Origin of the sequence: Mycobacterium sp. E1715, from assembly GCF_001667625.1 — a bacterium.
Classification (GTDB): domain Bacteria; phylum Actinomycetota; class Actinomycetes; order Mycobacteriales; family Mycobacteriaceae; genus Mycobacterium.
Genome location: NZ_LZJJ01000233.1, coordinates 17,443 through 28,429 on the forward strand (window position 1 = coordinate 17,443; position 10,987 = coordinate 28,429).

The 10,987-nt window shown below is 66.0% G+C and carries 11 protein-coding genes; 4 read left to right on the forward strand and 7 right to left on the reverse strand.

Annotated elements, in window-relative coordinates; translation table 11 throughout:
* Positions 1-4: 4 nt before the first annotated feature.
* Genes A9X03_RS12600 through A9X03_RS12610 form a run of 3 tightly spaced genes read right to left on the reverse strand, consistent with a single transcriptional unit; the run spans position 5 to position 2,552 of the window.
* The gene (locus tag A9X03_RS12600; protein ID WP_067760482.1) at positions 5-1,153 is read right to left on the reverse strand and encodes an amidohydrolase family protein; all 1,149 of its coding nucleotides are present in this window, start codon (positions 1,151-1,153) and stop codon (positions 5-7) included.
* On the reverse strand, positions 1,150-2,187 hold the full coding sequence (locus A9X03_RS12605) for an amidohydrolase family protein (RefSeq protein ID WP_067760480.1): 1,038 nt from the start codon (positions 2,185-2,187) through the stop codon (positions 1,150-1,152). Before A9X03_RS12605 ends, A9X03_RS12600 begins: the two co-directional genes overlap by 4 nt.
* Positions 2,188-2,192: 5 nt before the next feature.
* Positions 2,193-2,552, reverse strand: coding sequence for a Rieske (2Fe-2S) protein (locus A9X03_RS12610; RefSeq protein WP_082950250.1), 360 nt, complete (start codon positions 2,550-2,552; stop codon positions 2,193-2,195).
* A 151-nt stretch (positions 2,553-2,703) separates the two neighbouring features.
* Here A9X03_RS12610 and A9X03_RS12615 point away from each other — a divergent pair, with 151 nt between their 5' ends.
* Together A9X03_RS12615 and A9X03_RS12620 are read left to right on the forward strand one after the other, a co-directional pair.
* Entirely contained in the window at positions 2,704-3,930 is a 1,227-nt protein-coding gene (locus tag A9X03_RS12615; protein WP_067760478.1) for a cytochrome P450, read from the forward strand.
* A 9-nt stretch (positions 3,931-3,939) separates the two neighbouring features.
* A complete protein-coding gene (locus tag A9X03_RS12620; protein WP_067760476.1) occupies positions 3,940-5,097 on the forward strand; it encodes a Zn-dependent alcohol dehydrogenase in 1,158 nt (385 codons plus the stop codon).
* Positions 5,098-5,114: 17 nt separating this feature from the next.
* Here the strand turns inward: A9X03_RS12620 and A9X03_RS12625 are convergent, their stop codons facing one another.
* Entirely contained in the window at positions 5,115-5,618 is a 504-nt protein-coding gene (locus tag A9X03_RS12625; RefSeq protein WP_197694448.1) for a cupin domain-containing protein, read from the reverse strand.
* A gap of 160 nt (positions 5,619-5,778) precedes the next feature.
* On the opposite strand from A9X03_RS12625, the gene A9X03_RS12630 reads away from it, so the two are divergent.
* On the forward strand, positions 5,779-7,104 hold the full coding sequence (locus A9X03_RS12630; protein ID WP_197696063.1) for an FAD-binding oxidoreductase: 1,326 nt from the start codon (positions 5,779-5,781) through the stop codon (positions 7,102-7,104).
* 116 nt (positions 7,105-7,220) lie between these two features.
* The gene (locus A9X03_RS12635) at positions 7,221-7,751 is read left to right on the forward strand and encodes a TetR/AcrR family transcriptional regulator (RefSeq protein ID WP_197696064.1); all 531 of its coding nucleotides are present in this window, start codon (positions 7,221-7,223) and stop codon (positions 7,749-7,751) included.
* Here the strand turns inward: A9X03_RS12635 and A9X03_RS12640 are convergent.
* The 3 genes from A9X03_RS12640 to A9X03_RS12650 form a co-directional block, all read right to left on the reverse strand.
* On the reverse strand, positions 7,723-8,475 hold the full coding sequence (locus A9X03_RS12640; protein ID WP_068261323.1) for an SDR family NAD(P)-dependent oxidoreductase: 753 nt from the start codon (positions 8,473-8,475) through the stop codon (positions 7,723-7,725). The genes A9X03_RS12635 and A9X03_RS12640 overlap by 29 nt on opposite strands.
* Positions 8,472-8,912 carry a VOC family protein gene (locus A9X03_RS12645; protein WP_082954804.1) on the reverse strand — a complete coding sequence of 147 codons (441 nt, stop codon included), beginning with the start codon at positions 8,910-8,912 and terminating at the stop codon, positions 8,472-8,474. The genes A9X03_RS12640 and A9X03_RS12645 overlap by 4 nt, the downstream gene beginning before the upstream one ends.
* Before the next feature lie 68 nt (positions 8,913-8,980).
* The gene (locus A9X03_RS12650) at positions 8,981-10,885 is read right to left on the reverse strand and encodes a YhgE/Pip domain-containing protein (RefSeq protein ID WP_067760470.1); all 1,905 of its coding nucleotides are present in this window, start codon (positions 10,883-10,885) and stop codon (positions 8,981-8,983) included.
* Positions 10,886-10,987: the final 102 nt, after the last annotated feature.

Consider the following 10,987-nt stretch of genomic DNA (forward strand, 5'->3'; position numbering starts at 1 on the left):
CGACTCAGCGTTCCCCGGGAAGCGCCTTGACCGTCGCCGGCAGCCCGTAGAGGGCGGTCGCGTTGCCGCGCATGATCCGCTCGCGCTGGTCGGCCGGGAATCGGTTGATCGCGTAGGACGGCGCGTCGTAGCTCCAGTGTGGGTAGTCCGTCGAGAACATCAGGTTGTCGCCCATGTCCATCATCTCGAGGTACTCGCGGAACTGCACGGTGTCGGTGTCTTCCAGCGGCTGGGTGGTGAACCGAACATGTTCGCGCACATAATCCGACGGGCGCCGGCGCACGTGTGGCAGGTCGCCGCGGCGGGCCTCCCAGATGCGGTCCATCCGCGACATGACCGGCATGGCCCAGGTGAAGCCGCCTTCGACGAACACCACCCGCAGGTCGGGGTGACGGTCGAACGCGCCGTCGAACACCAGGCTCATCAGGTGCGAGACGTACAGCAGCGGCCAGGAGGCGAAGAAGTCGTGCCAATGTGCCGGATTGCCAACCGGATACAGCGGGATCAGTTCGAAGGGCGTCTGCCCCATCAGGTGCGTCGCCACCGGGAATCCGTTGCGGGCCGCGGCTTCGTACAGCGGGTCGAAATGCGGGTTGCCGAAGGGGATCCCACGAGTCTGGGGCGTCATCAGCACCTGGGCCATGTACGGGTGGCCCGCCCAGCGCTCGACCTCGCGCGCCGCGCGCTCGGGCGTCTGCGCGCTGACGCTGATCGATCCGCGCCAACGGCCGTGCCGGTTGTTCTTGTCGAGCCAGACGTCGGCGAGCCAGTCGTTGTAGGCGGACTTCAGCGCGTGTTCGGCTTGCGGCAGCTGGGCGTCGCACATCGGCTCGAGGGTCGCGATGCTGACACCGGCATCGAGCAGCAGCTGCTTCGCAGCGAATTCCGGGTCGCTGCCCGCGACGCCCCCGTCGGGCGGGGCGGCGTCCAGTCGCAGCGACATCGTCTTGTACGAATCGGGTGTGTCGTAGAAATGCGGCACCGGGGCGACCGCGTTGCCGGTCGGCCAGATCTTGTCCACCCATTCGGCCGCCGCGTATGACTTGAGCACCTCGGTCGAGACGGGCAGCGGGTGCACATCGGTGTCGACGATGGTGACCGCTATTTCGTCTTCTCGACCCGTTGCGGAGTCGATCCGCTCGATCGTCGTCATCGGACACGCTCCTTCAATCCGTAGAGCTCGCTGGCGTTGCGCCACAGCACCTTGTCTCGCTGCGCGGCGTCGAGGCCGTCGGCAACGCTCTCGGGTGGCGAGGTGGACCAGTGGGGGTAGGCCGACCCATACATCAGCAGGTCGGACTTCCCGGTGAATTCAATCCAGCGCTGCGTGTCGGTGGCATCGGTCGGCCCGTCGAACGCCGAGGAGCAGAACCGAACGTGGCCGGGCAGGTATTCGCTCGGGTAGCGGTCCACCCACGGGGTCTGATCCCGCATCGAAACCCAGAAGGTGTCGAGCCGCCAGATCAACGGGGTGAGGATGTCGTAGCCGCCGTCGGCGAAGACGAACTTGAGGCCGGGATGCCTGCCGAACACGCCCTCGACGATGAGGGTGGCCAGGTGCACGAAGTAGTTCAGCGGCATGAACGCCGCATAGCCCGGATAGGTGTGGGCGTGTCCGGCGAAGGTGGGCGGATAGTCGACGCCGTTGCCGCCGTTGATGTGCACCGCCACCGGCAGCCCATGGGCGGCGGCGGCCTCCCAGATCGGCTCGAACATCGGTTTGCCGTACGGTTCGCGCGACTGCATCGGGACGCCGACCTGTACCAGCTTGGGGTGGTCGGCCAACCGCTCGATCTCCGCGACGGCGCCCCTGGGGTCTTCCGGGTTGACGCGGATGGTGCCCCGGAACCGATCCGCGGGGTCGGGCTCGAGCCAGCGGTCGAGCAGCCAATCGTTGACCGCAGCACAGATGCGGCTGTTGAGCAGGTAGTCGGCGATGTTGCCCCGGGTCAGCGGGTTGAGGATGGCGTACTCGACACCGCGTTCGAAGAGGTGCCGGCTGACGGTCTCGGGATCCGATCCCGGGTAGTGGTCACCGTAGAGGTCTTGCCGGTAGTCGCCGCCGGGCGCTTGGTACCACTGCTGTTCGACGTCGGGAATCGACCGCAACTGGTGAGCGGCAGGTAGATAGCGCCGTATCTCCGCGTTGTAGCGGAAATGCGGTTGCACGTTGGCGTCGATGATCATGGGGCTCATGCGGTCAAGAACACCTCCCCGTCGGTGACGTCAACCGGGTAGGTACGGACGCGGCGCGTCGGATCGGCGAGGTTTTGTCCGGTGGTGATGTCGAATTCCCAGTTGTGCCAAGGGCATCGGACAATTTGACCGTCGCGGACACGGCGCAGGCCGCCGGGTTCGTCCGGGGCGAACTCATTGGTGCCACCGATCAGACCCAGGCAAAGCGGGGCGCCCTCGTGCGAGCAGTAATTGACGATCGCGTACAGCTCGCCCCGCACGTTGTACACGCCGACGCCGAACTTGCCGACGTCGACCAGCTTCATCTGGCCGGGCGGCAGGTCGTCCAGTGCGCACACGAATCGTCGCTCCGGCATTTGCATCACCGCCTTCGACGCCACGCAGCATCAATACTGTGCCCGTTACGGTAACCACGACAAGCCCGTTGGGCTTACTTGCTATTTATACTATGATAGCTAAATTCCCAGCGTACCAATCCGCTTACCGGCTGCTCAGGAGGAGCGCTGAATGACGCTCAGCACCGACCCCGCCAACCAGCCCGTCACGCTCGACTTCACCGGTGAAACCAGCCCGTACCCGTTCTTCGAGTACATGAGGCATACGGACCCGGTTTGGCACGGCGCCCTGGCCGACCACTCGCAGATGCCGGAAGAGCTGCGACCGAAAGACGAGTGGGTGCTGTTCGGTTACGACCCCCTGTTTCAGGCCTTCCGCGACGACCGGATCTTCAGCTCCCACAAGTACGACGAGACGATCGGTTTGGTGATGGGCCACACCATCCTGGCGATGGGCGGCAAGGAACACCACGACCACCGCAACCTGGTGGCCAAGGCCTTCCGCGCCACCGCGCTGGAACGCTGGGAACCGTCGGTCATCGGGCCGGTATGCGACCAACTGGTCGACGAAATCAAGAACGACGGCCAGGCGGACCTCGTCAAGGCGGTGACGTTCGAGTTCCCCACCCGGATCATCTCCACGCTCCTCGGCCTGCCCCCTGAGGACCTCGACCTCTTCCGGCGGTTGTCCCTCGACCTCATCTCCATCCCGACCGACATCGTGGCCGGGCTCAACGCCGCAGCGGAGTTGCACGGCTACTTCCTCGATCAGGTCGAGCAGCGGCGGCGCAAACGCACCGATGACATCATCGGGGACCTGGTGGCCGCCGAGATCGACGGCGAGAAGCTTTCCGACGAGGCCATCATCGCGTTCCTGCGGCTGCTGCTGCCGGCCGGGCTGGAGACCACCTACCGCTCGTCGGGCAACCTGCTCTACCTGTTGCTGACCCACCCGGAGCAGCTGGCGCTCGTCTACCGGGACCGATCGCTGATCCCGATGGCGATCGAGGAGGGCCTGCGCTATGAAACCCCGCTGACCATGGTCATGCGGACCACGACCGAAGAGGTCGAGATCGGCGGCAAGACAATCCCGGCCGACGCGCAGATCGACATGTGCATGGGATCGGCCAACCGCGACGAGAGCCGCTGGACCGACCCGAATACCTTCGACATCCGCCGGCCGCGCCAGGCGCACATCGCATTCGCCGGCGGCATCCACATGTGCCTCGGCATGCATCTCGCCCGCCTCGAGACGCAGGTGATGCTGAACAGCCTGTTCGATCGCGTCAAGGATCTGACCTTCGTGGCCGACGACGGGACCGGCCAGGAGTCCAAGATCGTCGGGCTCACCTTCCGCTCCCCCAACAAGCTTCCGGTCACCTTCTCCCCGGTCGCATGAGGAGGCCGCTTGAAAACTAGAGGAGCGCTCCTGCACGACGTCGGCGGGCCGTGGTCGGTCGAGGAATTCGAGCTCGACCCACCCCGGGCCGGCGAAGTGCTGGTCGAGATGGCGGCGGCCGGGCTGTGCCACTCCGACGACCACATCCTCAAAGGCGACATGTCGGCGCCCAACGAGGTGATGCGATCGCTCGGCCTGCCGACGATGTTTCCCACGATCGGCGGCCACGAGGGCTCGGGCATCGTGCGGCAAGTAGGCGAGGGGGTAACGGATTTCGCGCCCGGCGACCACGTGGTGATGTCGTTCGTCGCGGTGTGCGGGCAGTGCCGCTGGTGCGCGACCGGCATGGAGTACATCTGCGACGTCGGCGCTTTCACCCTCACCCCGGGGATGCCCACCGACGGCACCTTCCGTCATCACACCGCCGACGGCCGGCCACTGGGGCATCTGGCGAAGGTCGGGGCATTCGCCGAACACACTGTGGTGTCGACGAATTCGCTGGTGAAAATCGAGCCGACCCTGCCGCTGGCTCCGAGCGCGTTGCTGTCATGCGCCATTCCGACCGGCTATGGTTCGGCCGCCAACCGTGCCGGTGTACGCGGCGGGGACACCGTCGTGGTCATCGGTGCGGGCGGGATCGGGACTGGCGCGATCCAGGGCGCGCGGATCAGCGGCGCCGCTCAGATCGTCGCCGTGGACCCGGTGGAGTTCAAGCAGAAATCGGCGCTGCAGTTCGGGGCCACCCACAGCGCGGCCACGATCGCCGAGGCGCAGGACATGGTGCGGGACTTGACCTACGGCGTCATGGCCGACGCCGTCGTGGTCTCGCCTTCGCTGATCACCGCCGCCGACGTCCGCGACGCGCTGCAGCTCACCCGCAAGGGCGGGACGTGCGTGCTCACCGGAATGACGTCACAGCTCACGCGGTCGGTCAAGATCGACCTGCAGGACTTCATCCTGATGAACAAGACGCTGGCCGGAACGATATTCGGATCGTGCAACCCGAGGGCCGACATCTCCCGCCTCGCCCGGCTCTATCAGACCGGGCAGCTTCAGCTCGACGAAATGATCACCCGCCGCTATCGCCTCGACGAGATCAACGACGCCTACGACGACCTCCGCAACGGAAAGATCATCCGGGGCATCATCGATTACGGAGTCGGGTGAATCACCGCCGGTCCAGATCATCTGCAGGCTCGCGGTGGGTCAGCCGCCTCGGCGGGTGACGTGCCCACCGGATCGATCAGCAGCAGCTCGAGCACTACCGAAGTCGTTCCGCGATTGCGGCCATCGTGCACATGGGCCGGACCACTGAGCTCAATAAACGAGTCGCCCGGCCGGTAGATGCCATCGACGGTGCAGTCGTTGCCGTAGTGGTACAAGGTACCTTGCTTCACCACCGCGATCACGGTGCCCGGATGCCAGTGCCAACCTATGGCACCACCGGGGGCAATCGTGGTATCGCGAACGACGAATGTTCGTCCCTCGGTTGAGGTTTGCGCTATCACTTCGTAGCCGACGCCGGTAGGTGGTCTTGCATCAGATCCGATCAGCGCGCAGGCGAGCCACGCCGCGATGGCAAGTAGCGCCGCTGAGGAGATGAGGTTTCGGACTATCGCTCCGGCAAATTCGTTCCCATGCCGATCTGATCTGCGCCACACGCGTCGCAATCCGCGATACACCCGCACCCTTCTTCCTTGTGACCTAGCGCATATCGCCCATCCGAAAGATCGGTATGGTGATACCGTATCACTGTACCTATTGAAAGGACCACCCGTGGAGAAGTGGGGCGACAAACTTTCTGAACTGCAAGCTGCCGTACAGGGTCCGGTCGAGACGGAGAGGACCTTGGGCTACACGCAGGAAGTGGCGGTCTTCAACACGGCCGTGCAGCATCGCCCCGCCGTCGTGGTGGGTGCGGCCAGTGCCGGCGACGTGTCGACGGCGGTGACGTTCGCGGCGCGCCATGGCCTCAAGATCGCCGTCCTCAATACCGGGCACGGACCATCGCTCGCCGCCGACGGCGACACGCTGATGATCACCACGAGAAGGATGTCCGGCATCGCGATCAACGCCGAGACCCGGTTGGCGCGAGTCGACGCCGGCGTGCGGTTCGGGGCGCTGGTGGAAGCCGCCGCCGAGTACGGACTGGCTCCGCTGCCCGGATCCTCACCCGGCGTCGGCGTCGTCGGCTACACCCTCGGTGGCGGCGCCAGTCTGACGATGGGACGCAAATACGGTTGGGCCGCCGACCATGTCACCCGCATCGACGTGGTGACCGGCGACGGCCAGTTGCGCCGGGTGTCCCCGCACTCCGAAGCCGACCTATTCGGCGCATTGCTGGGCGGCAAGGGCAACTTCGGGGTCGTGACGGCGATGGAGTTCTCCCTCTTTCCCGTGACGACGCTCTACGCGGGATCCATCCTCTACTCGGGCCGACACGCCCGCCACGTATTGGACGCCTACCGGGAGCTCACGGCCACAGCGCCCGACGAGCTGTCGACGAGCCTGGCTCTGCTGAATCTGCCTCCCCTGCCCGGCCTTCCGCCCTTCATGCAGGGCCAGCTGACAATCTCACTACGCGTCTCCTTCGCCGGAGACGATGCCGTCGGGGCCCGGCTGATCGATTCGATGCGCCAGGTCGCGCCCGCGCTGGCGGACACCGTACGAAGCATGCCCTACACCGAATTCGCGTCGATCAGCAATGATCCGACGGACCCGGCGGCGGCGGTCGAACACTTCGGCCTGCTCCGGGAGCTGACCCAAGACACCGTCGCCGCGATCGTCGATGTCGTCGGGCCGGACTCCGGCAGCCCCATCAACATCGTTGACATCCGACACCTGCAAGGCGCCTTCGGCAAGCCGGCGCCGTTCCCCAACGCCGTGGGTGCGCGGGACGCAGCCTTTGCCTTCTTCGGTCTGACCGTCGTGCCACCCGGGCACGACGCGGTGCATCGCATGCACTGCGGTTCCGGGCTTCTCACCGCGCTGAAGCCGTGGCTGCACGAGCTGGCCAGCCCCAGTTTCCAGGGCCCCAGCGACGCGACCGAGGAACGCGCCCGCAAGGCCTACGAGCCCAGGGTGTACGACAGGCTCAGGGTGGTCAAGACGAAGTACGACCCGCACAACAGGTTTCGCCTCAACCACAACATCCCGCCCCACGGCGCGGGCTGAATGGCGATTGCATTATGTCGGTATAGCCGTACCATACAGCCATGACTATGCAGCGGCGAACTCGCCGGGCGGGCGGAGCGCGTCGAGTCGAGGTGACCGAGACAGTCGCGACCGTCTTGGCCGAACGTGGGTACGAGAACACCCGCTTCGCCGATGTCTCGGCGGCCAGCGGCATGGCCATCAGCACGCTGCAAAACTACTTCGGCTCGCGTGAGGACATGCTTATCGAGGCCATCAGGCACGCCACCGAAGTCGAGGCGGTCGCGCTCGAGGCCGTCGCCGAGGCCGAGCGGGATCCGTGGAATCGCCTGGTTACCATGATCGATCGAAACCTCAACACTCCTTTGAGCAATCACCAATTGTTAATTGAGGTCTGGCGTTCCAGCATGCGCGATGCGGAATTGCGTGACTACAGCGAAGAGGGCTGGGCGCGCTACCGCGCACCGTTCGTGAAAGCGGTGACCGAGGGCCGCGACTCGGGGGCCTTCGCGCCCATCGCCAGCCCCGACGAAGTCGTCGACCTGTTACTGGTCTGGCTTGCCGGCGCCATGGTTCCCCGGACCTTGCACTTTCGAAACCCGACGGCGGATAAATTTCGGACCGCGCTGCTGCGCCAAGTCACTCTGATGCTGGGGCGGGCCGGGTGAGCCTGCGCAGTCGCTGCACTTGGCCGTAGGCGTCAATCGGACTGTGTAGGGCCAGGCCGCCGTCGGCGTGCACGATTTGTCCTGTCACCCAGGGCAACTCGAGGAGGCCCACGATCGCCCCGGCCACGTCGTCTGCCTCCCCCAGCCGGCCGAGCGCCGTGCGTTCGGACAGTGCCTCCACCCAGCCGGGGAGCTGCTCGGGCTTGGCCAGCATCGGTGTGCGTGTGACGCCCGGCCCGACGGCATTCACCCGGATGCCGTGCACGCCCCATTCCACGGCGGCGACCTTCACCAACATGTCCACCCCGGCCTTCGACACGCAGTAGGCGCCCATGTCCCGGTCGGCGACGGTGCCGCTGATACTGGAAACCGCGACGATCGAGCCGCCCACCCCGGCGTCGACCATCGCTTGCGCCCCGGCACGGATCGTCAGCCAGGTGCCGGTGAGGTTGACGCCCAACACCCGGTTCCATTCCGCGGGCGACTGTTCGAGCAACAGCCCCGAGGCACCGACCCCGGCGCAGGTGACGATCCGGGTGGGTGTGCCATGCTCGCTCACCGTTTGTTCCATCGCGGCCGACACGGCGTCGGGATCGCTGACGTCACAGACGATGTCCGCATCGGCGAGATCCCACACGACGACGTCGTGAGCCGCATCGCGCAACCGTCCGGCAACTTCACGCCCGATTCCGGACGCACCGCCCGTGACCAGCGCGATGCTCATTTCGCCCGCCCGATCAGCTCAACGAGTACCCCGTCCGGCGCTTCGATCACCGCCATCGCGACGGTCCTTCCGTCCGGGGCCACGACATCGATGCGCCGCACGCCGTCGGTGAAACCCAATGCAGCCAAAGCGGCGAGCGTTTCGTCGACTTCACGCTGCAGTGAGAGCAACATGAACCCGTGCCGTAACGCGGTCGAATCCGGCAGTGCCTCAAGGGCGCCGGCCACCTCCACCAGTTCGACAAACCCGCTGCCCGATGTCTGCGGATCGCCGAGAAACACCGATCGCAGCCGATCGCTCCCGGCCCCGAACAGTTCCGGCCAATCGCCGACGAAGTCGTAATCCATCAACTGGCTCAGTCCCAGGCCTTCGCACCAGAATCGGAGCGACCGTTCGACATCGGAGGTGCAAATCGCCGAATGATGCACACCTAACATGGGCTTCCTCTCGATTGCAGAGCTTGCCCACCATCATGCAACGTCGATTGTTGACGCGGAACGTTTGCCTACATCTTGATCGCCGGGATCAGCCTGGTGAGGTTCCACAGGCGATCTCGCCGTGCGGACAGCGATGAGATTGCCAGCGCGACAGCCGTTATCGCAACCAGCACGGTGATCGCTTGCCAGAGCCGTCCGTCGATGCCGCCGAGGATGAGCTGGCGCAGCCCGTTGACGCCGTAGGTCATCGGGTCGAAGCGGTGCAGGACCTGGAAGGGCCGCGAAGTGGTCTCCACGGGGTACATGCCGCCGGCGCTGACCAGCTGCAGCATCAGCAGGGCCATGATCAGCACCCGTCCCACCGCTGGGCCGACGAGCGCGTTGATCGCCTGCGTGGCGGCCACGAATGCGGCGGAGATGAGGATCATGAACCCCAGCATCGCGACCGGGTGCACGGCACGCATGCCGAGGGCGAACCGGACCACGCAGTAGAGGACGATCGCCTGGAACAGCGCGATCGTGGCCGCGGGCAGATAGCTGGCGAGCACCACCCGGATTTCGAGCACCTCCGCGGCGATCGCGCGACTCTGCAAGGGCCGCAGCACCATCCACAGCACCAATGCGCCGAAGAACAGCGCCAGCGTCAGGAAGAACGGGGCCATGCCGGTGCCGAAGTTGGGTGCGGCGTTCTCGTGCGAGGCTGCGAGCTGCACCGGCCCACCGATGGTGTCTGCGACCGCGTCCTTTTGCTGAGTCGTCCAGTTGGGCAGCTGGTTGGCCCCCTCGCCGAGCTTGCCGGCCAGCTCGGCCGACCCCGCCTTGAGTTGGTGCGCCCCGTCATCGAGCTTGACTATGCCGCTTGCCAACTCGGCGTTGCCGGAGGACAGCTGCTGGGCGCCGTCGCGGAGCTGCGTGAGCTTGTTCGTCAGCTCCTGCCCCTTGTTGCCGACCTGGTCGAGGGCCGAACCCAGCGGGCTGCCGGGCGTGCGCAGGGCGGAGGTCATCGCGATCGCGGCGTTTTGCGCGTCGGTGAGGCGTTGGCGGATCTGCGGCGTGAACTGATGGCCACGCAGTTGATCCTGGATGCTGCGCAGGTTGTTCGCCAACGGATCCTGGCGCGCGGCGAGCTGATCGATCACCGGCGACAGCGCGTCAGCGGCACCGTCTTGTGCGGTGGCGATGGCGCCGATCTGGTCGTTGGCCTGCTGCAGCGCGGCAGCGCCCTGTTGCAATTGCTGCGTGTCGCCGCCGACCTGTGACAGCGCCCGGGTCACCGCGAGCAGCGGGTCGGTGGCCTGGTTGATTCCGTCGGACAATTGCTGGGCCCCGGCGGCGAGGCGCGCCGAGCCGGACCGGGCCGTGTCGAGGCCGGCGGCCAGCTGCCCGGCCCCGTCGTCGAGTCGAGCGGCGCCCTCGGCGGCCTGCTTGATGCCCGCGCCCGACGTAACCACCACGGACAGCATGTGATTGACGGCCTGGCCGGAGATCCGGCTGGACACCGCGTTGAGCACCTGGCTGATGGCGGTGCGGCCGATGCTGGTGGAGATGTAGTTGTTGGCGTCGTTGTAGACGGCGATCAGGTTGGCCTTCTTGGGTTGCCCCGTCACCGGCGACGCGATCGCCGCGCTGAAGTCCGGTGGCAGCTCGACCATGAAGTAGTACTTGCCGTGGTCGACTCCGTTGCGCGCTTCGGCCAGGTCCACGACGTGCCAGTCCAACCCGCCGTCCGCGGTCAGGCTCTTGGCGATCTCCTCGCCGGCGTTGAACTGCTCGCCGGAGACGACGGCGCCGCGGTCGGAATTGACCAGGGCCACCGGCATTTTGTTGGTGTGGCCGAAGGGATCCCAGAACGCCCACAGGTACAGCGCCCCGTACACCAGCGGCAGCAGCATCAGCACCACGATCGCCACGCGCGTCAAACGGCTGCGACCGAAACGCTTGATCTCCGAGCCGAATGCAAGTCCAGCCAACATCGTCAATCTCCTCCGGTCAGGACGCGGCGATCGTGAAGCTCGTGCTCGGGTGCGTCGGTGCCGAGCGGGTTGGTGACTCCGACGACGACCGTGCGCTGCTGG

Bases quoted from the DNA above. Each gene is read 5' to 3' on its own strand.
- A9X03_RS12600 (WP_067760482.1), bottom strand. From the start codon at position 1,153: ATGACGACGATCGAGCGGATCGACTCCGCAACGGGTCGAGAAGACGAA.
- A9X03_RS12605 (WP_067760480.1), bottom strand. From the start codon at position 2,187: ATGATCATCGACGCCAACGTGCAACCGCATTTCCGCTACAACGCGGAG.
- A9X03_RS12610 (WP_082950250.1), bottom strand. From the start codon at position 2,552: ATGCCGGAGCGACGATTCGTGTGCGCACTGGACGACCTGCCGCCCGGC.
- A9X03_RS12615 (WP_067760478.1), top strand. From the start codon at position 2,704: ATGACGCTCAGCACCGACCCCGCCAACCAGCCCGTCACGCTCGACTTC.
- A9X03_RS12640 (WP_068261323.1), bottom strand. From the start codon at position 8,475: ATGAGCATCGCGCTGGTCACGGGCGGTGCGTCCGGAATCGGGCGTGAA.
- A9X03_RS12645 (WP_082954804.1), bottom strand. From the start codon at position 8,912: ATGTTAGGTGTGCATCATTCGGCGATTTGCACCTCCGATGTCGAACGG.
- A9X03_RS12650 (WP_067760470.1), bottom strand. From the start codon at position 10,885: ATGTTGGCTGGACTTGCATTCGGCTCGGAGATCAAGCGTTTCGGTCGC.